We start from the raw sequence: 23,163 nt of genomic DNA on the forward strand, positions 1-23,163 counted from the left end.
TGCCGATTTTCGATGGTCAACTAGTCCACTGCAATAGCTTTGGTTCCATAATTCGAGCTTTCAAAAGCTGTTAAGTCGCCAACGCAAGCTTTTGACGACCTAACTCCAGTAAGCGAAAGCCGTTCGGTTATCAAAGACAGGCTTACGCGTGGTCGGCAGCGGTGTGATCATTTAATTCAACTCTTCTGCACTTATCACCCGATTTATACGCTTCCTAAGCGTGGTGACTCTTCCGTCTCAAACCACTTATGAATGAGCGGCCTTATGCAACCGGTTCATAATCGCCTTGCCGAGCCCTGTTTCCGCAAATGTTTGCATAAAAAGCACATTCACATCCATTTTGTCCACAGCTCTCAAATGATCGTATAAATGGGTGGATATGCCTTGTAGATCAGACGCGTCCCCTAAGATCAGAACCTCGTCTGCGGAAATTTTCCCCATTCGATCCGACGTGATCGCTGCCGCCACTCTCTCGCCACGATTTCTCGCCTCATCAATACGCGCTTGCATGTCCGCACATGAGCCATCCACAAGCTTAACATTTGTATCCGGAGAATAATGACGGTATTTCATTCCCGGCGCTCGCACATTATTTTTTCTTCGCTCCCGACCTTCGGCGGCCATTGATACACCCAGTGCTTCTTCCATCTCTTCTTTCGTAACCCCACCCGGACGTAAAATCCGCGGGGACCTCTCCCCATCACTTACATCTACGACGGTCGACTCGAGGCCATATCCGGTGCTTCCCCCATCAATAATCGCGGCCACACGTCCATCCAGATCCTCTCTTACATGTTCCGCGCGAGTCGGACTCGGCTTTCCCGAACGATTCGCACTCGGCGCCGCTATAGGTACATCCGCTTTTGCAATTATCGCACGAGCCAATCGATGCGCCGGCATACGCACAGCCACCGTGTCGAGACCTGCAGTCACCACCCTCGGCACACGATCACTCGCGGGAAAAATAAGCGTCAGAGGGCCCGGCCAAAAATGTTCGATCAGTTTTTCAGCATGAAAAGAAAGAGGCGCACGTATTAGCGAATATAATTGCGTCAACGAACCGATATGTAAAATAAGCGGATTATCGCTCGGACGCCCTTTGGCTTTAAAGATTTTTTGCACAGCCCGTGTGGATAATCCGTTCGCCCCCAAACCGTAGACCGTCTCTGTCGGAAAAGCAACAAGCTCCTCCGCACGCAGGATGTGCGCTGCCTTTTCCACGTACTCCTGCCAGGTTTTTTCATCAACATAATTATCCACAGTAAAATGTTCTGTTTGTTGACAACTCAACGCTTTTTCTCCTCCATGTCCGTGTAACCCCATTTATACCAGAACTTTTGTCTATATTTCGGTTATCCACACCCAGACGTCTTTTATCCACGCATCTATGTTCTATGCTCCAAACCATTCATCCCAAACTTCAGCAATGAAGAACGAAAATTCTGGTTCCTCTTCGACGTTTTCATCCTTTTCTTCTCCCGTCTCTTCCTCTTCTTCCCCAATGCCCAGATCTGATAAACAAAGAGGCGGAAAAAGCACGCACCACCAGTTTTCCCCTTCGCCGTCCCCGATATCAATGACCAACGCTTCATAATCGCCGGCCGGATAAACGAGCGGTCCATACACACGAGTAGGAAATTCCACGTCTTCTTCCAGTGACACATCCACAGGCATCGAAGCGTCATAAGCATGGACGACTTCTTCCGCTTTTTTTTCAATGGTTTCCAAATGTGCGTCAAATACTTCTCGCGCTTCTTCTTTTGTCGGCACATCATCCATATGCTCGGCGCTATAAATGGCCACTTCATCTCTCACTTCTCGCTTGATTTCCTGTTGAAGCAATGAATCATCATGGGAAAAAATCCGCAGCCGAATCGAATCCTCCGGTACCGGATCCTCTTCTTGCCAATGCTGTTGCTGACTTTCCCAATTCCCCACAACCAAAAATAAACCGATAAAAACATAAATAATAGCTGACTTCATCGCATAATCCCATCCTCTCTACCCGCAAGTCTGGGCAAAGGGAGGGATGGGCTAAACGCTTAATCGTCCGACAAAGTTTGCGATTTTACCCTTTCACATCTACCTTTCAATCACAACAAATCGATCTTTTCCATTGATATCTTGAACAATATCTACATCCACGCCGGGCAACTGTTGTTCCATAAGAAGCGCCACTGCCGGACCTTGCATCTCGCCGATTTCAAAAAAAGCCAATCCATCTGCAGCAAGTACATAAGGGATATCTTCTGCCAATTTTCGGTAAAAAAACAGCCCGTCTCCCCCGCCATCCAGCGCCTTTCGGGGCTCATGGTCGCGCACGAGCGATGCGAGCCCTCGCCATTCACGAGTAGCGATGTAAGGAGGATTGGCTACGATCACATCGATCTGCCGCTCTTCTTCCCGTAAAGGTGCCAGCAAGTCTCCCTCCATAAACGCCACGGAGGAAGCGCCCAGCGCTTCTCCATTCCTCTTGGCAATGGCCAGCGCTTCAAAGGATACATCTAACGCCGATACCGTCGAATCCGGATACTCCAGGGCAAGGGTAATCGCGATCGCCCCACTTCCCGTGCCGATATCCGCAATCGCCGGCCGCTGAAAACGTTTCTTTGCCTTCGCGATCACGAGCTCCACCATTTCCTCTGTTTCTTGGCGGGGAATCAATACGGACCGATTAACGCTGAACCGGCGCCCGTAAAAATAGGCACCGCCTGTAATGTATTGTACCGGTTCGCCCTCTCCGTGGCGCTCGACCCATGCTTCATACTGTTCCCACTGTCCATCGCTTAGATATTCCCTTAAATGAAGATGGTAAGCGACACTTTCCAATTGCAATAAGTCTTGCATCAGATATTTTGCAGCTTTTGTTTCCAATCCTTTTTTTTGAAAAAAAGACGAAGCCCACTGCAGGGCTTCCAATACACGCGGGGGCGAGGCAGGTCTCCCCTGTCCGTTATTGTTGTGCATTCTCCATCAGCTCCGCTTGTTCCTCCACAATCAACTGCTCGATAATCTCCTCCAGATTTCCTTCCATCACTTGATCAAGCTTTTGCAACGTTAATCCGATCCGATGATCCGTTACACGGCTTTGCGGAAAATTGTACGTACGGATTCGTTCGGAACGATCTCCGGTCCCCACTGCCTGTTTACGATTCTCCGCGTACTCATCTTCCGCTTCTTTTTGATATTTGTCATAAATACGCGCCCGTAACACTTTCATCGCTTTGTCGCGATTTTTTATTTGCGATTTTTCATCTTGACAAGAAACGACGATCCCGGTGGGGTCGTGCGTAATGCGGACCGCAGACATAGTCGTATTGACACTCTGACCACCGGGTCCGCTGGAAGCAAAGGTGTCGATACGAAGATCCTTATCGTGAATCTCCACTTCCACGTCTTCCGCTTCCGGCAATACGGCAACCGTCGCTGTGGATGTGTGAATGCGGCCGCCGGATTCCGTGGAAGGCACTCGCTGTACGCGATGGGCGCCGTTTTCATACTTCATTTTCGAAAATGCATCTTGTCCGTTAATCGTGAAAATAATTTCTTTAAATCCGCCCATATCCGTTTCGTGGGATTCAATCACATCCGTTTTCCAACGGTTCTTTTCCGCATAGCGGCTGTACATTCGAAAAAGGTCCCCCGCAAATAAGGCAGCTTCATCCCCGCCGGCGGCTCCGCGAATCTCTACAATGACGTTCTTTTCGTCATTGGGATCTTTCGGAATAAGCAAGACTTTCAAATGCTCTTCGAGTTCTTCTTTTCTATGGCCTAATTCTACAACCTCATCGTTCACCATTTCTTGCATATCATCGTCCATGTTTTCGTTTAACATCGTTTTCGCTTCTTCAAGCTCTTCTGTCGTCTGTTTATAATTGCGATACGTTTGTACGGTTTCTTCCAAGTCCGATTGTTCTTTTGAATAATCGCGTAGTTTGTCGGGGTCATTAACAATATTAGGATCGCTCAGCCATTCGTTGAGCTGGAAGTAGCGATCTTCCACCGATTGCAATTTTTCGAACACAACATTCACCTCATTCTACTGCTTCACTCAGTATAATATAAGGGGCTGTAAGCGTCAAAATGAGGGTTGCCGCTACCAAGGGTTTCTTTTCATGCGCGAGCGGGAATGATACAGCAGACTGGAGGTATATTATGAAACAATACGTGATCATCGGCGGCGATGCTGCGGGAATGAGCGCCGCCATGCAAATTGTCCGCCGTGACCCTGATGCACCTCAAGTCACGACGTTAGAAAGAGGCGGCATCTACTCCTATGCACAATGCGGATTGCCTTATGTCATTGAAGGCTCGGTCGCCCAAACGGATGACTTGATTGCAAGATCAAAGGAAACATTTCGTGAAAAATACGGCATCGACGCACGTATTTATCATGAAGTCAAAAGCATCGAGCCAAAAAAACAACACGTACACGGCATAGATTTGGAACGTGACCAGCCGTTCACCATCCCTTATGACAAACTGTTAATCGCTACCGGTGCAGATGCTGTCGTCCCTCCTCTGCCGGGAAATAACCTGGAAGGGGTGCACACGCTTAAAACCATTCCCGATCTTGAACGCTTACAAGTTGAGCTTCATCAACCCCGTCACGTAACTATCGTTGGCGGCGGTTACGTCGGACTCGAGCTCGCGGAAGCTTTCGCTACGCAGCATATTCCCGTTCGCATCGTGGAACGCAACGACCAATTGGCGAAAATGTTTGACGGAGATATGGCCCGGCTTTTGCATGAGGAAGCGAGCGAGCAAGGAATCGAAATCGTATTCAATAAAACGATCACGGAACTGAAAGCGGATGCGAATGGACGTGTCAGTGCCTTATATGCAGGTAATGAAGCATACCCAACCGATCTTGTCGTTTTCGCTACAGGGATTAAGCCGAATACATCCTTTTTACACGAAACGGGAGTCAAGCTAAATGAAAAAGGCGCCGTTCACGTCAATGCACAAATGAAAACCAACCTTGCGAATGTTTACGCAGCCGGGGATTGTGCCCTACAGTACCATCGCATTAAAGAACAGCATGACTTCCTGCCTTTAGGCACACATGCAAACAAGCAAGGGCGTATTGCCGGCACAAATATGAGCGGAACAGAAAAATCCTTTCAGGGAGTTGTCGGCACTTCCATCTTTCGTTTTCTTCGCTTGACTGCGGCTCGTACAGGAATTTCGGAAAAAGAAGCAGAAGGACTGGGGATCCGCGCCGAATCCGTCTATTATAAAGGGACCGACATTGCCGGTTATTTCACGAATAAAAAGCCGCTCCATATTAAGCTTGTGTACCGAACTGACAACCATTTACTCCTCGGCGCCCAAATCATCGGAGAATCAGGCGTCGATAAACGTATTGACGTTTTGGCAACAGCGCTTTTTCATCGGATGAGCATGGATGAATTTGAAGATCTTGATCTGTCTTATGCCCCACCCTATAACGGCGTATGGGACCCAGTGCAACAAGCGGCCAGGCGAGTAAAATGAGATATGGAGACTTCTCCAATCCACACTCCTAAGTAGAAAACCCTCTGCACACCGATGTGCAGAGAGGTTGCTTAACGTTCCCCATTGATCCCCTAAGATGTCCAGGATGAGCTCTATTCACTAAGATGCTGGATATCTCCGACATCGATTGCCTGCGGCGGATTTGCCGGTGAACAAGCAACAAGACTCGCCAACAGAAGCAAGCAACAGAGCTTTTTAACCATTCCGATACCCCCTTGTTCAGAGGTGTGTCCCTATTCTTCCCTAGACAAGCGCGTGCAATCATGGAGGTTAATGGAATTAGAAAACTTGGCTTTTCGCCAATTTTTTATGGCGAAAACCTTCGCCCAACTTATGTAAGGACTGCTGAATAACGGAAAAAGATTGGCACATAAGCATTTTCCGTTGGTGTTGTCAAAGCTGGAGACCCTTGCACTTCTGGCAACGTACGGAGGGACGGTGCTGCAATGGCGAGACTCCAGCGGAAAAACGGACGCGCCAAGACCCCGCAGCGCCGGTTTTGCGCGAGGAGGCTTGACCGTTCGTCCGCGGAAAACGAGGCCATGGAAGCGGCATCCCGGCTTCGGCTGATAGCTGCAAGTTGTTCAGCAACCCCTATGTAAAGTTGATTTATACATTCTTATCTACCAAAAAAAGACTGCCTTTGCTGTCACGTTAATGACAACCGGGCAGTCTTTTTTATTAATCCAAGTTGTATTTCTTTTTAAATTTGTCGATCCGGCCACCTGCGTCCGCAAGCTTTTGTTTTCCGGTATAGAAAGGATGCGAGTCAGAGCTGATTTCTACCTTAAGCAGCGGGTACGTATTGCCGTCTTCCCATTCAATCGTCTCTGATGACGTGCTCGTCGAACCGCCCAAAAACTTGAAACCGGTGCTTGTATCTAAAAAGACAACATTTTGATACTGCGGATGAATGTCCGTTTTCATTATTGCGTTCCCTCCTCTTACACGCTTAAATATAAGCGATCGTTTCACACATGTTGTGATTATACCAAGGCCGTTTACGTTTTTCAAGGGGTGTAATTGTGGCCATCGGTGATTCACCCGGAGGAATAACTTCCGGCTTTCGATTTTGTATTTGCTCTTGCTTTGTCTTGCTCCATGCGCTCAAAAAATTCATCGTTCGTTTTCGTATCTTTAATCCGGCGAATAAAATGATCGATGAATTCGGGCGAATCGTTCATCGTTTTGCGCATCGCCCACAAACTTTCAAGCTGGCTTTGCGTAACGAGCAGTTCCTCTTTTCGAGTGCTGGAACGGCGGATATCGATGGACGGGAAAATCCGCCTTTCCGCGAGACGACGGTCCAAGTGGAGTTCCATATTGCCCGTTCCTTTAAATTCTTCGTAGATGACATCGTCCATGCGTGAGCCCGTATCGACAAGTGCCGTTGCCAAGATGGTCATGCTGCCCCCTTCTTCTATATTGCGTGCCGCTCCGAAAAATCGTTTCGGCCGATGGAAGGCAGCGGGGTCAATACCCCCGGATAACGTTCGTCCACTAGGCGGTATCACGAGGTTATATGCCCGTGCCAACCGCGTAATGCTGTCCATTAAGATAACGACATCTTTTTTTTGTTCCACGAGACGCATCGCCCGTTCAAGTACAAGTTCAGTCACCTTCACGTGATTTTCCGGCACCTCATCAAAGGTGGAATGAACAACTTCCCCATCTACCGAACGTTCAATATCGGTCACTTCTTCCGGACGTTCATCAATGAGCAACATTATTAATTCTGCATGGGGATGATTTTCCGTAATGCTGTTCGCCACCTGTTTCAATAGCGACGTCTTGCCTGCTTTCGGAGGTGCTACAATCAGCCCCCGTTGCCCAAAGCCCACCGGGGTAATAATGTCCATAATCCTGGCGGAAAGCCGTCCGGGATTCGTTTCCAAACGCATGCGTTCATTCGGAAATAACGGCGTAAGCGCCGGAAAATGGGGGCGTTCTTTCGCTGTCTCCGGTTCATCCCCGTTCACTGCCTCCACTTGCAACAATCCATGATAGCGCTCGTTATCTTTCGGTTTGCGCACTTTGCCGGAAACACGGTCTCCATTGCGCAAATCAAAACGACGAATTTGCGATGCAGAAATGTAAATATCTTGAGAACTCGGCAAATAATTAATCGGCCGCAGGAAACCATACCCTTCCGTTTGTATAATTTCCAAGACACCTTCCATGAACATAAGGCCATCCTGCTCCGCTTGTCCTTTTAAAATCGCGAAAATCAATTCCTGTTTCGTCAATTTGCTATAATAAGAAATTCTAAATTCTTTCGCGAGCCTGTAAAGATCCCGCAACGTCTTATCTTCAAGCTCCGCTATAGATAAACTCAACATTCATCACCGTCTTTCGTAAATTCAACTGGTTGGCTACAATTTCTATTTAGGAATACATATAAGGAGAGGCAAAGCAACAATATTCTCTCTGTGAAGGAAGCGAGGCAGGGTCCATTCATTAAGGATAGATGTGATAACTGTCTCTATGGTTAACTTAAAAATAACATATGAAGCCGCTTAAAAAAACCACTACGACAACATAAGACAAAAACAGAGGCCGGGACAAAACCGTATGTTCTGTTTTTATATTATATCACGTTTCTCGCCAAAGCTTAGAAAAACTTGGCTTTCGCCAAGTTCTATGCATCATGCTTTGAACACAAAAGCCGGTTTTTTCTCGACATTATGTTTCCCATCCACAAAACGAACGGTTCCGGATTTTGCCCGCATGACAAGCGATTGCGTGGACGCCCGTTTGCTTTTGTAGTGGACGCCTTTCAACAGTTCCCCGTCCGTGATACCCGTAGCAGCGAAAATACAGTCATCCCCACCGACAAGGTCATCCATGTAAAGAATTTTCGAAAGGTCCTCAATGCCCATCCCTCGGCAACGATCAGCTTCTGCCTCATCTTTCGGCAATAAGCGGCCTTGCACTTCCCCGCCGAGGCATTTTAAAGCCACAGCCGAAATCACACCTTCCGGCGCGCCGCCGGCACCGATTAACATGTCCACTCCCGTTTCATCAAAGGCGGTATTAATGGCGGCTGCCACATCTCCATCTTGAATAAGCTTGATCCGGGCACCTGCTTTTCGGACGTCATTAATAATATTCCGATGGCGTTCTCGATTTAAGATGCTGACGACAAGATCATCGACGTCTTTTCCCCGCGCCTTCGCAACCGCCTGAAGATTATCGGCAACAGATGCATCCAAGTCAATCACACCGACCGCGTCAGGACCAACGGCTATTTTATCCATGTACATATCGGGAGCATGTAACAATTTCCCGTGATCAGCGATCGCGATGACAGCCAACGCGTTCCATTGGCCGTTTGCCACAATATTTGTTCCTTCCACCGGATCAACGGCAACGTCAACCTGGGGGCCGGAACCGGTTCCTAGTTTTTCCCCGATATAAAGCATCGGCGCTTCGTCTTTTTCCCCTTCGCCAATTACTACTCTTCCCTTCATCGGAATCGTATCGAATACATCACGCATGGCACTTGTTGCAGCATCATCCGCTTCCTCTTTGAGTCCTCTTCCCATCCATCTGGCGGATGATAAAGCTGCCGCCTCGGTTACACGCACGAGTTCCATCGTTAAACTTCTTTCCATCTGCTTTTCCCCCATTACGAATGTTTCAATTGTTCCTGTTCTTCCTCTGTCATTTCTTCCCGCCAAAGCCTGGCTCCCAATTGTAGGAGTTTCTCTTCAAAAGCTTCATATCCTCGGTCAATATGGTGCACACCGGTAATTTCCGTGACACCGTCCGCCAAAAGCCCCGCGATAACCAAGGCTGCTCCTGCCCGCAGATCACTCGCCTTCACGCGCGCGCCTTCCAATTTTATTCCGCCGTTAACCATTGCGGAACGGCCTTCAACTTTTATATCGGCACCCATTCGCCGTAACTCATCTATATGTTTAAATCGGGAATTGTAGATCGTATCCGTAATGATACTCGTGCCTCGGGCCTTGGCAAGCAGCGACGTCACCGGTTGTTGTAAATCCGTCGGAAAGCCGGGGTGGACAAGTGTTTTAATATCCACCCCTTTAAGATCATTGTTTGAGCGTACAACTACCGAGTCATCTTTTGTAATCACTTCGACGCCCATTTCCTGTAACTTTGCTGTCAGCGATTCTAAATGATCGGGAATGATATTCTCAATCGCCACGTCCTTGCCCATTGTAGCGGCCGTTATCATGTACGTGCCCGCCTCAATTCGATCGGGGATAATGGTGTGGTTGCATCCTGTCAGCTTTTCTTTTCCCTCAATTCGGATGACATCCGTACCCGCGCCTTTAATAACTGCACCCATGCTGGATAAAATCGTAGCAACATCAATGATTTCCGGCTCCTTTGCCGCATTTTCAATCACCGTTCGCCCTTTCGCACGTGCGGCCGCGAGCATAATATTAATCGTGGCCCCTACACTGACAACATCCAAATATATTCTTGCTCCCCTAAGTTCATTTGCCCGTAAAAAAATCGACCCTTGTTCATTGGATACCGTGGCTCCCAATGCTTCAAAACCTTTAATGTGTTGATCAATCGGCCGTGGTCCAAGGTTACAACCTCCGGGCAACCCTATATCGGCCTTTTTATATTTCCCCAACATGGCACCCATCATATAATACGAGGCTCGCATTTTTTTCACGTGACCGTTCGGCAACGGCGTAGGTGTAATAGTACGCGGATCAATGGTGATCGATTCACCGTACAGATCAACATCAGCCCCGATGTGCTGCAACAAATCCGCTAAAATTCCAACATCTGAGATCAGCGGCAGATTATCGACATGAACAGGTGCGTCCGCCAGGATTGCCGCAGGTATTAACGCTACCGCACTGTTTTTCGCCCCACTGATGTGAACGTTGCCGGATAGCGTATGTCCACCTTCTATCATTAGCTTGTCCATCGTCTGTCACTTCCTCATTTGGCAATTGTCTCACCACTCGCAAAATTATTGACAAGGAAAAATGCCGGACTTCAATATACCAGCCAGCACATTTTTAGAAAACTTGGCTTTTCGCCAAGCTTTTATGACGAAAGCCTTCGCCCAACTTATGCAGGTAAGAACGTTGATCTATACGTTCTTACCTGCCCAGTGTAGACATCCCTTCATCTTTATAGACGCCTGTCGATAACCGTTAAAACGCTAAGCTTTCCCATTCATTTTTTCCCAATCGGCAAGGAAAGCATCCAGCCCTTTATCTGTTAACGGATGCTGTACAAGTTGATGGATCACCTTGGGCGGGATCGTTGCAATGTGTGCGCCTTGTTTGGCTGCTTCTGCCACGTGCATGGAATGACGGACGGAAGCGGCGATGATTTGTGTATCGATGTCATGTAACGCAAAGCTGTTCGCGATCTCTCCGATCAGGCTAACGCCGCTATGGCCTATGTCATCAAGACGGCCGATAAATGGGGACACATAAGTGGCTCCGGCTCTGGCTGCCAAAAGCGCTTGCACACTTGAAAAAACCAAGGTTACGTTTGTTTCAATTCCATCCGCTTTTAAAGCCTTTACCGCTTTTAGGCCATCCAGTGTCATCGGAACTTTAACGGTAATATTCGGCGCTATGGCCGCTAATTCTTTTCCTTCTTTATACATTTCTCCAGCTTCCGTGGCAATTACTTCCGCACTTACGGAACCCTTTACAACCGAAGCGATTTCCTGTAACCGAGACGTGAAATCCACCCCTTCTTTGGCAACAAGACTGGGATTGGTCGTTACTCCGCTAAGAATGCCGAGGTCATGGGCAAACTGAATATCATCCATATTTACCGAATCAACAAAAAATTTCATCGTATTCAACAAGGATGCTGCTTAGCTGTTTGCTAAACCGAACGTCCTTGCCTTCCCCCCTTTCGAGATAGTTAGGCAGTTGTATATGGGTGGTTTGAAACCTTATTAATCCAGGGGGATTTTGCTCTTGCGCATACCCCCTGAACAAGCTTTTTCATTAAGACCAATGGCATACTAAATATACAATTAATATGACATATAGATCCATATTTCGATATACCATTCACTACTTGCGTATTATAACACAACTCTTATGATTTTTTCCTGCCCTCTGTGGAGAAAATTCGTGTGCCGGAAATGAGTTTGCTTTCTTGCCGATCGATATTATGTAAGTTACGATGATCAATCTCCTCGTTTATGGCTGTCCATGTACTGATTTACCTTTTCCAAAACGTCCTGAATATCAAATGGTTTTGATAACAAAGCAACGATCTCCAAGTTTGTTAAATCCGTTTTCGTATTGATCTCTTCATAGGCAGTCACAATGATCACGCCTGTTGTGATCCCCTCATCCCGTATGGTTTTCAATACATCAATACCGTTTAATCCGGGTAATTTTACATCTAAAATGATAAGGCCATAATCAACCTGCCTGATCCATCCCAGCGCTTTCCATCCATCATGGCTCTCTTCAACCACGTAACCTTCTGCCTGTAAAACTTCTCTTATTAACGTACGAATACCCTCTTTATCATCAACAATTAATATTTTGCGCATGGTTCTCTCCTTTGCTGTAAAGGGTATGCGGACTTTATCCATATTTGCTTCTCCTATGTTTATTTCTCTGTCAAAAACGTAAATCCTTTTAATCATTGCCCGCTTTTATGGTATTTTTGATGTTGGGTAGGAGGAAAGGAGACGATTCCATGATAAAGAGTTATACAACACAATTGCAACATGTTTTCCATACGATCGGCAAGCAAGAGGAAGCGATTGCAGACGGCGCACGCCTTTTAGCACAAGCGCTTGTAGGCGAGGGGACAATATATGTAATAGCGAACAAGCGCTTCTCGGCACTTGCAGATACAATGGTTCAGAACAAAGACACACCCAAGCGGATACAGCGCATGACCCAACAACAAAAAAAAGCGCTTACCACCGCTGACCGTATGCTTGTTCTGAGCGAAGGAACAGAAACGAAGGAGGAATTATTACACCTTCAAGATTTGTTACAGGCGCATATTCCTATCGTTTTTTTGGGACCGGGATCCCCCGGCCTATCGTTTGAAGAAGGCATGGAGGAACCAATGGTGATTACTACCCCTTCTTCTCCCATCGTGCCCGCTCCCGACGGAAACAAATGCGGATACCCGACAGAGATCGCAATTATTTATGCCTATCAAGCGATGATGTTCGAATTGTCGGAGATGATCGCTGATTAAGTGGCTCAGCTGTATAACGGGGATGTGCCTAATATTAGTCGCCATCCAATGGAGCATGAACGCTCGCAACCGTTCAACCTTAGAAAAATTGGCTTTTTCGCAAAGGATGGCGAAAGTCAGAGTCTTTCTTATTCTATCATCCGAACAATTTATACTTTCCGATAGTGAAAAAAAGCCGAGTAAACGGGCACTCGACTTCACGTTTCCGGCAACGTCGCATGGATAAACTCCCGAAAAAGCGGTTGGGGGCGTGTCGGTCTCGACACGAATTCCGGGTGGAATTGGGTGGCGACGAAAAATGGATGGCCACTCAATTCGATAATCTCCACGAGCCTGTTGTCGGGACTTTGTCCGGAGAACCTAAATCCTGCATTTTCAAAAGCTTCGCGATAGGCGTTATTAAACTCATAACGATGGCGGTGGCGTTCATATACAATTTCTTCTTCGTCATAGGCCGCTTTTGCAACCGACCCATCTTCGAGTTTGCAAGGGTATAGCCCGAGGCGCAGGGTGCCGCCTAAGTCTTCCACATCTTTTTGCTCCGGAAGCAGATCAATAATCGGATGTTCCGGCTGCTCTACGAATTCCGCCGACGCTGCTTCTTCGTGACCGAGAACGTTTCGGGCGAATTCCACGGACGCCAGCTGCATGCCGAGGCAAATGCCGAAAAACGGCACATGATATTCGCGGGCATAACGGATCGCACTTATCTTCCCTTCAATTCCACGGTGCCCAAAACCATAGGGAACGAGAATACCGTCGACATCTTTGAACTGATCATAAGCATTATCCCAAGTGATATCTTCGGAATTATACCAACGGATAGTTACATCTGCATCATAAACGTAACCGGCATGCTTTAGCGCCTCTGCGATGGAAAGGTATGCATCCGGAAGGGCCACATACTTGCCGACAATGCCAACCGTAATTTTTTTGGAAAGATGGCTTACCCTGTCGACGAGCGCTTTCCAATCCTCCATATCCGCTTCAGGGTTTGGCGTCTCCATGTTTAAGTGATCGCACACGATGGAATCCAATCTTTGCTCTTGTAAGTCGAGCGTTACCTGATAGAGATTATCAGCGTCTCGGGACTCGATGACCGCGTGTTTATCAATGTCACAAAACAGTGCGATTTTTTCTTTCATCGCATCGGGTACAGGTTGTTCGGTACGAACAACGATAACATTTGGCTGAATGCCAAGGGAACGTAGCTCCTTTACGCTATGCTGTGTCGGCTTCGATTTCATCTCCCCTGCGGCTTCTAAAACCGGAATCAGCGTACAATGGACATACAATACATTCTCAACGCCGACATCGCTTTTGATTTGGCGAATAGCCTCAAGAAACGGCAAACTTTCAATATCTCCGACGGTTCCTCCGATTTCCGTGATGACCACATCGACGTTGGATTCTTCTCCCGCCCGATAAACCCGGTCCTTAATCTCGTCCGTTACGTGGGGAATGACCTGTACGGTCCCACCTAGATAGTCTCCGCGCCGTTCTTTTCGGATAACGGAAGAATATACTTTTCCTGTCGTTACGTTACTGTTTTTGTTCAGATTAATATCAATGAAACGCTCATAGTGTCCGAGGTCCAGATCCGTTTCCGCACCGTCATCTGTGACAAACACTTCCCCATGTTGATAGGGGCTCATTGTTCCCGGATCGATATTAATATATGGATCAAACTTTTGAATCGTCACGTTCATTCCTCTATTTTTTAACAGCCTTCCAAGAGAAGCAGCTGCAATCCCTTTCCCGAGGGAAGATACAACGCCTCCCGTAACGAATATATATTTCACAGACATGCCTTATGCCATCTCCTTTTCTAGAGGTGAGAAGTGAGAAAACATTCTTTTTCGGCAGGTAAGAACGTATAAATTAACTTTATTACCCGCATAAGTTGGGCGAAGGTTTTCCCCATAAAAGCTTGGCGAAAAGCCAAGTTTTCTAATAAAACAAAAAAAGTGTGTCCTGCCACCGACGGGGTGGGGCACACTTTTTAGGTGTCTTGACTTTACATCTATGAAACAAGCCCAAAATTTATTGTATCTGGGGCACTATAAAAAGTCAAGATCGGCGAAAAGGAGAAGGCTTATTGATCATCTTCCTTATCTTCCTTATCTTGCTTTTCTTCAGGCTGGCCATCATTGCCAAACCCATCGAGTTCTTCTTTATCTGAGTTGTCGGCATCATCTTCACTGGCCAATTCGTCAAGCTCATCTTTCAAATCTTCCAGATCATCGTCCTGATGTTCCGATCCTTGATCGTCCGGACTTTTCGATGAGGCTTGGATGGTCCGGCTCAAATCCTCCTCTGATTGATCAACAGGATACCATGCTTTCAAACCCCAATGGTTTGCCCCTAAGTGAACAAAACTACCGCCAATATTTAAATCCGTGAATAATTTCGTCCGGCGATCATCCAATTGTTCCTTCTTTAATTGCTTGATATCAGCAATCTCCGCGAACAAGTCTTTATAGTGAACAGGTTCACGTTTCTCCTTTAATAATTTGTAAGCAAGCTCAACCGCTGACTTTTCCAATACTTCATCCTGATCGAGTTCACGAGTCGTCACAGTGGCTTACACCCCTTCATTCAGAATACATTTTTTCTCGTGTGCATACCCACCATTATAAACATATTCCAAAAGTTTATGCCACAAAAATGATGAAGCAGGGGATCTTTTTTTAAAATATTGCCCGCCTATGTGGATAACAACGCATCCAGTTGCAAGCGGGTGTATTGTTCCAAGGTATAATGCTTTCTTAATGACCAGCGCCTAAATGTCCACATATGTCCTTTAACCGTTATATTTTCAGCCATAAGGCGGGCAGACGCTTCATTCATCGTCAGATAACCTTCTTCGCGGCATTCATCAATCACGTTTCGAATGTTTGCAGTCATGCTTTCGTCTTTTTTTAAAACGTAAGAAAGCGATTCTTTCGGTAAGGATTTTGCTTCCTGATACATGACAAGCACTTCTTCTTGCATGTCATCCATCACTTGAAACAGTGCAGTTACCATTTGTTCAAATCGTTCAGCCGCAGGCAAGCTTTGATCCAATAATTGATTGAAACGATCGGTCACTTCATCGTAAACGGCATCACAAACGAGATACAAGATATCTTCCTTGGAAGTGACATATTCATATAGCGTGCCAACGCTAAACCCCGATAAACGAGCGATTTCACGGGTTGTCGTGCGATGAAACCCTTTTTCCTGAAAAAGTTTGACGGCACTCTTCACCATTTGATCGCGCCGTTTTTGGACTAGCTGCTCATCTTTCACCATCGCAGGGACATGTCGTTTCTCCATTGAGGCGCCTCCCGTTAGTCAGCCAACAGCATTTTCCCGATGACAAGACGTTGAATTTCATTTGTTCCTTCGTAGATTTGCGTGATCTTCGCGTCCCGCATATACCGCTCCACCGGGTATTCACGGATATATCCGTACCCGCCGAACACTTGCACAGCTTCTGTTGTTACTTCCATCGCCGTGTCGGCCGCATAAAGCTTCGACATGGCAGACGCCTTTCCATAATCCAACCCTTCTTGTTCGCGCCACGCCGCTTGGTACGTCAACAGGCGGGAAGCTTCAATTTTTGTCGCCATATCCGCAAGTTTGAAGCTAATGCCTTGTTGACCGCCGATCGCTTTTCCGAATTGTTTACGCCCTTTCGCATAAGCCGTCGCTGCATCAAGGGCACCTTGGGCAATTCCTAATGCTTGCGCGGCGATTCCGTTACGTCCGCCGTCTAATGTCTGCATCGCGATTTTAAATCCTTGACCTTCGTCCCCTAAACGATTCATTTTGGAGACGCGACAGTTTTCAAGACGAATTTCTGTTGTGGGCGAAGAACGGATGCCCATTTTTTCTTCTTTTTTTCCAACAAAAAAACCCGGGGAGTCTTTATCCACAATAAATGCCGCGGTGCCTGAATCCATCCCCGCAAATACGACATAAACATCGGCTTCCCCACCATTTGTGATAAAGATTTTCGATCCGTTCAGCACATAGTTCTCCCCTTCGAGGGCGGCCGTTGTTTTCATCGCGCCTGCATCAGAGCCTGATCCCGGCTCCGTAAGGGCAAAAGCGCCTAGCTTCTCGCCACGTGCAAGCGGCCTTAAATACGTTTCTTTTTGCTCTTCCGTCCCGAATTTATAAATAGGCCAACTTGCCAACGAAATATGGGCGGAGAGCGTAACCCCTGTGGACGCGCACACACGGGATAACTCTTCGATGGCAACGACGTAACTTAAGAAATCGCCCCCGATGCCGCCATCCGCTTCCGGCCAAGGGAGTCCCGTAAACCCGAGTTCAGCCATCTGCGTGAAAAGGGAGCGGTCAAAACGTTCGTCCGCATCCCTGTCGGCGGCCGTTGGTTCAACCTCATTTTTCGCAAAGTCGCGAACCATTTTTCGAATCATTTGTTGGTCTTCCGATAGTAAAAATTCCATGCTTCTCGACTGCCTTTCTGAAGATATTATCCGTTTTACACTTTCAAAAGCACAGCATCGCCTTGGCCGCCACCACTACAAATCGCTGCGATGCCGAGACCGCCTCCGCGTTTTTTAAGTTCGTAGGCAAGTGTAAGCAATATGCGGTTTCCGCTCGCTCCGATCGGATGTCCAAGTGCCACAGCCCCGCCGTTAACATTGATTTTTGTTGCATCAACCCCTGATAGTTGTTCACCGAGAAGGGCGACAACGGCAAAGGCCTCGTTCATCTCAAACAAATCAATATCTTCTTGGCTGTACCCGGTTTTTTTACAAAGTTGATCTATAATAAGCCCCGGGGTTTGCGGAAAACGTTCCGTTTCAACGGCGATTGCCGTATGACCGACGATTGTCGCCAATGGTTCCACATTTTCAGCTTGTGCCGTTTCTTTTTCCATGAGCACAAGCGCACTGGCGCCGTCGTTGACGCCCGGTGCGTTCCCGGCTGTGATTGTCCCGTCTTTTCCGAACGCAGGCGGCAATTGTCCGAGCGTATCCGCCGTAACGTTTTCACGAATCGCTTCATCCCGATCTACGACACTATCTTCCCCGCGCCTTCGCGGAACGGTTACAGGTGCAATCTCTTCTTTAAAGCGCCCACTCTCTGTCGCTTCTTGTGCTCTTGTATGGCTGCGAGCTGCCCACTCGTCTTGGGCTTCGCGGCTAATGTCAAACTCTTTTGCATTCCGGTTTCCGTAAACACCCATGTGGACGCCTTCAAACGCGCATGTCAATCCATCATGGACCATCGAATCAATCAGTTTGGCATCGCCCATTTTTTGTCCAAATCGAAAATTCGGCACAACATGCGGCGCCCGGCTCATCGATTCCATGCCCCCTGCTGCGATTTTTGTTGCATCGCCGCTGCGAATGATTTGATCGGCAAGGGTGACACTTCGCATGCCCGATGCGCATACTTTGTTGACCGTCTCCGTTTTGACATTCCACGGGATATCTGCTGCTCTTGCCGCTTGCCGCGACGTTAACTGCCCTTGACCGCCTTGGAGAACGTGACCCATAATGACTTCGTCCAACTGACCTGCTTCAATCCCGGCACGAGCGATTGCCGCTTTTAACGCATGTGCGCCCAAATCCATCGCCGACAACGAAGCTAAGGACCCGCCCATTTTGCTAAAAGGAGTTCTTGCCCCTGATACAATGACTGTTTCTGCCATTTTCATCCTCCATTCTTCCAATTTGTAGAAAAAACGGAAGAGAATCCTCTCCCGTTTTTATTTCCCTTCTTTACGTTTTACGCCGTTTTTTCTTTTTCACCGGCCCCTACAACGGAACGCTCTAAAATTTCCACAACATCAAGCGTTTCAATATCTTCTTCAAGGCCTTTGTCTTTCGTGCCGTCACTGAGCATCGTCAAGCAATACGGGCAAGCGCTTCCGATCATCGTCGGATCAACTTCCATTGCCTGTTCCGTACGTGCAACGTTCACTCTTTGTCCGGCCTCCTCTTCCATCCACATCATGCCGCCACCGGCACCGCAACACATGCCTTCTTCACGGTTCCGTGCCATCTCGACCACGTTAAGGCCGGGAACAGCTCTTAAAATTTCACGCGGCGGATCGTAGACTTCGTTATAACGGCCGAGGTAACAAGAATCATGGTACGTGATCGTTTCGTTAACGGCTTGCGTCGGCTTCAGTTTTCCTTCTTCCAACAATTGCACAAGGAGCTCCGTATGGTGATAAATTTCTACGCCTTCCAAACCAAACTCCGGATACTCGTTTTTAAACATGTTGTACGCGTGCGGATCAATGGTAACAATCCGTTTCACTTCATTTTTCTCGAATTCCTCGATATTTTTGGTCGCAAGTTCCTGGAAAAGAAACTCATTGCCGATCCGTCTGGGAGTGTCTCCGGAGTTCTTTTCCTTGTTTCCGAGAATCGCAAAGGAAACGCCTGCTTCGTTTAGCAACTTGGCAAACGAAGCCGCTATCTTCTGGCTGCGCTTGTCATAAGAACCCATGGAACCGACGAAAAACAGATAGTCAAATGATTCATCTTTTTTATTCAATTCTTTTACCGTCGGCACTTCAATATCATCACGGCTGTCTCTCCAGTTCTCCCGTTCTTTGCGGTTGATGCCCCACGGATTTCCTTGACGTTCAATGTTCGTCATCGCCCGTTGCGCATCTGCATCCATTTTCCCTTCGGTAAGAACGAGGTAGCGTCGCATGTCAAGAATCTTGTCGACATGTTCATTCGCCACCGGGCAAGCATCTTCACAGTTACGGCAAGTGGTGCAAGCCCAAAGTTCCTCTTCGGTAATGACATCGCCGATCAAATTCATGCTATGAACATCTTTTGTTGCTGCGACTTCATCGTCCCTGTCTTCGCCAGCCAACTGATTCGCTGTCGCACCACTAAATGCATACGCCGGCATCCAAGGAGATTGCGAGGTAATGGCCGCCCCTTTTTCCGTCAAATGATCACGCATTTTTAGGAGTAAATCCATCGGCGAGAGCATTTTTCCGCTACCCGTGGCCGGGCACATATTTGTACACCGTCCGCATTCGGTACAAGCGTATAGATCCATCAGCTGTTTTTGATCGAAGTCTTCAATTTTGTTCTTTCCAAACTCTTCTTTTGTTTCATCTTCAAAATCAATCGATTCCAATTTTCCTGTCGGATGCGTCGGTCCCACAAACACATTGGCCGGCGCCGCGATAAGGTGAGCATGCTTGGATTGCGGGATATAGACAAGGAACGTAAGCAAAAACAACAAGTGCAGCCACCAAAATGCGTAAAATAAAACGCCCGCTGCTGTAGCCCCCAGTGGTTCAATCGCGAGTGCGACCACGGAAGACGCAGGTTCGTAAATGTTTGGCGCACTACCGGCAAACCACACGTTGGCCGCACCTTTTGCCAATAATTTAAACACCATGACGCCACTGAGCAAAATCAAGACGAGGCCGGCTTTCCATCCGCGTTTCAAGCGTACGATCTTCTCTATATAACGGCGATAAAAAGCCCAAACTACTCCGAAAAGAATGATTAAAGCAACAATTTCCTGTGACAATGTAAAGAATGGATAAAGCGGCCCGAACGGCAAGTGCCCTCCGTTACTTAAGCCCTTCCAAATAACATCAATCGCGCTGAATTGAATGATGATAAATCCGTAGAAAAAAACAACATGGATAATCCCGCTTTTTTTATCCTTCAGCAACTTCTTCTGACCAAATACATTGACCATGACCGCTTTCCATCGTTCCTTCGCGGAATAGATGAAATTCGGTTTATCCCCAAGGCGAATGAAATCAACCCTCGATTTTACGAGTCTATAAAATAAAAACAGGGCATAGAGCGTCACCGCTATAAAAGCGATTACATGTATCCAAAAAAATATATCCTCCACTCTCAACTTCTCCTTTCCGTTAAATATATCTTCTCTATTTAGACAAGTATAACAAAAAAATCACTGAATGGCTATTCATTTTTTATGCAAGTCTTTTTTACCTGTAAAAAAGTTCATGAAAAATGCAATTACGGGCATAGTAAAAGAAGTTACAAACGGAGGGATTTCCTATGTTCACGACGAGTCTCATTATCATTATCGCACTTCTATTGCTCATCGCGATTTGGTTCATCATTGATTTTCGCCTCGGCCGCAAACGTCATCAACAGTTGGCTTCGACAGCCAAAATTTATCCCCTTCGCCATAGTGAAACCGAACTGATTAAAGATGGACGGAGATTTTTTCAACGCTTGTTTGCAGATATCGAACAGGCACAAGATCATGTGCACATCTCTGTCTTCATTATCAAAGAACCCGGGATCGGCACGCGACTGTTAGCCCTTTTAGAACGAAAAGCACGGGACGGGATAACGGTAAGACTGCTCGTCGACCGTTTCGGAAGCAGGCTCGCGAACGCTACCATCAAACGATTGAAACGCTCGGGCATTTCTTTCGCCTATGCGCACAAACCTAAATTCCCGTTTATTTTTTACAGCGGAAACCGCCGCTATCATCGTAAAATTACGGTCGTTGACGGTAAAGTAGCCTATCTTGGCGGCTTCAATATTGGGGATGAGTATGTAGGGAAAGACAAATTAGGGTACTGGCGCGACTATCATGTGCGGATGGAAAAAGAAGGCGTCGCTGATTTGCAGGAAGTCTTTCTGGACGACTGGGCAGAAGCAGGAGGCGCGCCCCCCGCAAACCTCATGCCTTCCATTGATATGCAAGGACCCGAACCTTTGCAATTACTCGCGAGCGAAGGCCTCGGTTACGCCGATCATCTCATTGATTGGTTTGACTCCGCAAAAACGTATGCAATGATTGCAAGCCCCTATTATGTCCCGGGCAGACTCATTCAAGATGCGGTTACCAATATGGCCAAACGCGGCGTAAGGGTCGATGTGCTTCTCCCGAAAAAAAAGGATCACCCCCTCGTCCAAGATGCGGCCTATGCTTATTTTCGGGAATTGTTGCAGGCAGGTTGCAACATACATGAGTACACCCCCGGTTTTTTTCACGGAAAAGCGATCATCATCGATGGCAAATTCGCGAATATCGGTTCCGCAAAGTTTGATAAACGCAGCTTTTTCTTGAATGATGAGTTGGATCTTTTTTTTCATGACCACGGGACAATGATCGGAGAAGCAGAAGCCGCCGTGAGAAAAGACATGCAATCGGCCAAAAAAGTCACCATGCAGGATGTTGAAAATCGCACGGGTTTTGAGAATGGTAAAACAAAAGTTGCCACATGGATCTCGGATTTGCTGTAGCATTTCCCAAATTCAAGTCCCCCGTTTTAAGACGGGGGTTTTTTGACATCACCCATAGACCCATGTATATTCATGTTCATTTTGTACTCCCTGCGTTATCAATTGCATATCCTTTATGGATGTGCTAGTTTTAAGATACATTTTATTATAATTTTTTAACAAGAGGGGGAATAAATGTGAATAAAGTATTGTTAAGTAAACTCATTGGCATCGTAACAGCTTCTGCCTTAATTGTAAGCGCTTGCGGAAATGGCGAGGATGAAACCGACGGTGATACGGATGGGGAAGATGTGGATGACTTGTTCGTAACCATTGCTGCCGGAGGGACGGAGGGCGTTTATTATCAGATTGCCAGCGCCATGTCCAATGTCTATGAAGCCGAAGGCATGGACACCTCTGTCCAGGCAACAGGCGCTTCGGTTGAAAACATTAACTTGTTGCAAAGCGACCAAGCAGAGCTTGCCATTGTCATGGCCGATGCCACTGAGCAAGCGTACGAAGGTTTCGGCCCCTTTGAAGATGAGGAGCCCATGGATAACCTGGTCGGCATCAGCGGTTTGTATCCGAATGTTGTCCAAATCATTACAACGGAGGGGTCAGGCATTGAAACATTTTCGGATCTTGAAGGCGCTGATGTAGCAATCGGCGATGCCAATTCCGGTGTGGAATTAAATGCGCGTATGATGTTTGAAGCTCATGACATGAGCTATGACGATATCAATGAAGATTATTTGGATTATGGGGAAGCGATCGACCAAATCCGTAACGGCGTGATCGATGCGGCGTTCGTCACCAGCGGCCTTCCCAACCCTGCCGCCATGGATTTGGCAAGCACCGATGAGGTCACCGTTGTAGAAGTCGAAGACGAGGGAATGGAATATTTAGAAGAAAACTATGAATCTTTCCTGGAATACGAAGTTCCAGCCGATACGTATGACAATGAGGAAGACCTTCAGACAGCTGCTATTACGAATCAATTAATCCCTAACCCGGAGCTGACAGACGAGGAAGTCTATGAACTAACCCGTGCATTCTATGAGAATCTGGAAGACATTCATGCCTCCCACGACGCTGCCGCAGACATTGATACCGAAAATATCGAAGAGGGATTAAATGTGCCTATGCATCCGGGCGCTGAGCAGTACTTCGAAGAAGAAGGCTTGCTCTCCGACGATGAATAAAAGGAAAGCGAGGGGATGAGGGGGCAGTCCGCTCC

21 protein-coding genes are annotated in these 23,163 nt (G+C 47.3%); 5 read left to right on the plus strand and 16 right to left on the minus strand.

Features of this window, described 5'->3' with window-relative positions; all coding sequences use genetic code 11:
- Nucleotides 1–246 precede the first annotated feature (246 nt).
- The 4 genes from HUG20_RS18255 to prfA all read right to left on the minus strand — a co-directional run bounded on the left by HUG20_RS18255 (nt 247) and on the right by prfA (nt 4,024).
- Nucleotides 247–1,290, minus strand: a complete 1,044-nt coding sequence (locus HUG20_RS18255; RefSeq protein ID WP_246476471.1) for an L-threonylcarbamoyladenylate synthase — start codon at nt 1,288–1,290, stop codon at nt 247–249.
- 102 nt (nt 1,291–1,392) lie between these two features.
- Nucleotides 1,393–1,983 (minus strand): stage II sporulation protein R, encoded by a 591-nt coding sequence (locus HUG20_RS18260; RefSeq protein WP_200086237.1) that lies wholly within the window; start codon nt 1,981–1,983, stop codon nt 1,393–1,395.
- Between the two features lie 99 nt (nt 1,984–2,082).
- Nucleotides 2,083–2,967 (minus strand): peptide chain release factor N(5)-glutamine methyltransferase, encoded by an 885-nt coding sequence (gene prmC, locus HUG20_RS18265; protein WP_200086239.1) that lies wholly within the window; start codon nt 2,965–2,967, stop codon nt 2,083–2,085.
- Entirely contained in the window at nt 2,954–4,024 is a 1,071-nt protein-coding gene (gene prfA / locus HUG20_RS18270) for a peptide chain release factor 1 (protein ID WP_200086241.1), read from the minus strand. Before prfA ends, prmC begins: the two co-directional genes overlap by 14 nt.
- Before the next feature lie 131 nt (nt 4,025–4,155).
- On the opposite strand from prfA, the gene HUG20_RS18275 reads away from it, so the two are divergent.
- Nucleotides 4,156–5,496, plus strand: a complete 1,341-nt coding sequence (locus tag HUG20_RS18275; RefSeq protein ID WP_200086243.1) for an FAD-dependent oxidoreductase — start codon at nt 4,156–4,158, stop codon at nt 5,494–5,496.
- A 384-nt stretch (nt 5,497–5,880) separates the two neighbouring features.
- Nucleotides 5,881–6,087 (plus strand): hypothetical protein, encoded by a 207-nt coding sequence (locus HUG20_RS18280; protein WP_200086245.1) that lies wholly within the window; start codon nt 5,881–5,883, stop codon nt 6,085–6,087.
- A 111-nt stretch (nt 6,088–6,198) separates the two neighbouring features.
- Here HUG20_RS18280 and HUG20_RS18285 read toward each other — a convergent pair whose 3' ends face one another.
- From HUG20_RS18285 to HUG20_RS18310, 6 genes are all read right to left on the minus strand, one after another.
- Complete coding sequence (locus HUG20_RS18285; protein ID WP_200086252.1) at nt 6,199–6,444, minus strand: type B 50S ribosomal protein L31; 246 nt, start codon at nt 6,442–6,444, stop codon at nt 6,199–6,201.
- Nucleotides 6,445–6,557: 113 nt separating this feature from the next.
- A complete protein-coding gene (gene rho, locus HUG20_RS18290; RefSeq protein ID WP_200086254.1) occupies nt 6,558–7,856 on the minus strand; it encodes a transcription termination factor Rho in 1,299 nt (432 codons plus the stop codon).
- Nucleotides 7,857–8,162: 306 nt separating this feature from the next.
- On the minus strand, nt 8,163–9,131 hold the full coding sequence (gene glpX, locus HUG20_RS18295) for a class II fructose-bisphosphatase (RefSeq protein ID WP_200086256.1): 969 nt from the start codon (nt 9,129–9,131) through the stop codon (nt 8,163–8,165).
- Between the two features lie 14 nt (nt 9,132–9,145).
- Nucleotides 9,146–10,432 carry a UDP-N-acetylglucosamine 1-carboxyvinyltransferase gene (locus HUG20_RS18300; protein WP_200086263.1) on the minus strand — a complete coding sequence of 429 codons (1,287 nt, stop codon included), beginning with the start codon at nt 10,430–10,432 and terminating at the stop codon, nt 9,146–9,148.
- A gap of 240 nt (nt 10,433–10,672) precedes the next feature.
- A complete protein-coding gene (gene fsa / locus HUG20_RS18305; protein ID WP_200090589.1) occupies nt 10,673–11,323 on the minus strand; it encodes a fructose-6-phosphate aldolase in 651 nt (216 codons plus the stop codon).
- Between the two features lie 342 nt (nt 11,324–11,665).
- Nucleotides 11,666–12,040, minus strand: coding sequence for a response regulator (locus tag HUG20_RS18310; RefSeq protein WP_200086265.1), 375 nt, complete (start codon nt 12,038–12,040; stop codon nt 11,666–11,668).
- A 149-nt stretch (nt 12,041–12,189) separates the two neighbouring features.
- Here HUG20_RS18310 and HUG20_RS18315 point away from each other — a divergent pair, with 149 nt between their 5' ends.
- Nucleotides 12,190–12,705 (plus strand): DUF2529 family protein, encoded by a 516-nt coding sequence (locus tag HUG20_RS18315; protein ID WP_200086267.1) that lies wholly within the window; start codon nt 12,190–12,192, stop codon nt 12,703–12,705.
- Nucleotides 12,706–12,902: 197 nt separating this feature from the next.
- On the opposite strand, the gene pyrG is transcribed toward HUG20_RS18315, so the two are convergent.
- From pyrG to HUG20_RS18345, 6 genes are all read right to left on the minus strand, one after another.
- Nucleotides 12,903–14,513, minus strand: a complete 1,611-nt coding sequence (pyrG, locus tag HUG20_RS18320) for a CTP synthase (protein ID WP_200086269.1) — start codon at nt 14,511–14,513, stop codon at nt 12,903–12,905.
- Between the two features lie 287 nt (nt 14,514–14,800).
- Nucleotides 14,801–15,283, minus strand: coding sequence for a DNA-directed RNA polymerase subunit delta (gene rpoE / locus HUG20_RS18325; RefSeq protein WP_200086272.1), 483 nt, complete (start codon nt 15,281–15,283; stop codon nt 14,801–14,803).
- 128 nt (nt 15,284–15,411) lie between these two features.
- A complete protein-coding gene (locus HUG20_RS18330; protein ID WP_200086278.1) occupies nt 15,412–16,023 on the minus strand; it encodes a TetR/AcrR family transcriptional regulator in 612 nt (203 codons plus the stop codon).
- Nucleotides 16,024–16,037: 14 nt separating this feature from the next.
- Entirely contained in the window at nt 16,038–17,165 is a 1,128-nt protein-coding gene (locus HUG20_RS18335) for an acyl-CoA dehydrogenase (protein ID WP_200086280.1), read from the minus strand.
- A gap of 35 nt (nt 17,166–17,200) precedes the next feature.
- Nucleotides 17,201–18,379, minus strand: a complete 1,179-nt coding sequence (locus HUG20_RS18340; protein WP_200086281.1) for an acetyl-CoA C-acetyltransferase — start codon at nt 18,377–18,379, stop codon at nt 17,201–17,203.
- A gap of 77 nt (nt 18,380–18,456) precedes the next feature.
- On the minus strand, nt 18,457–20,574 hold the full coding sequence (locus tag HUG20_RS18345) for a (Fe-S)-binding protein (protein ID WP_246476472.1): 2,118 nt from the start codon (nt 20,572–20,574) through the stop codon (nt 18,457–18,459).
- Between the two features lie 170 nt (nt 20,575–20,744).
- On the opposite strand from HUG20_RS18345, the gene HUG20_RS18350 reads away from it, so the two are divergent.
- Together HUG20_RS18350 and HUG20_RS18355 are read left to right on the plus strand one after the other, a co-directional pair.
- Entirely contained in the window at nt 20,745–21,947 is a 1,203-nt protein-coding gene (locus tag HUG20_RS18350) for a phospholipase D-like domain-containing protein (RefSeq protein ID WP_200086283.1), read from the plus strand.
- Between the two features lie 176 nt (nt 21,948–22,123).
- Nucleotides 22,124–23,128, plus strand: a complete 1,005-nt coding sequence (locus tag HUG20_RS18355; RefSeq protein WP_200086285.1) for a TAXI family TRAP transporter solute-binding subunit — start codon at nt 22,124–22,126, stop codon at nt 23,126–23,128.
- Nucleotides 23,129–23,163: the final 35 nt, after the last annotated feature.

Source organism: Salicibibacter cibi, from assembly GCF_016495865.1.
Lineage (GTDB): Bacteria > Bacillota > Bacilli > Bacillales > Marinococcaceae > Salicibibacter > Salicibibacter cibi.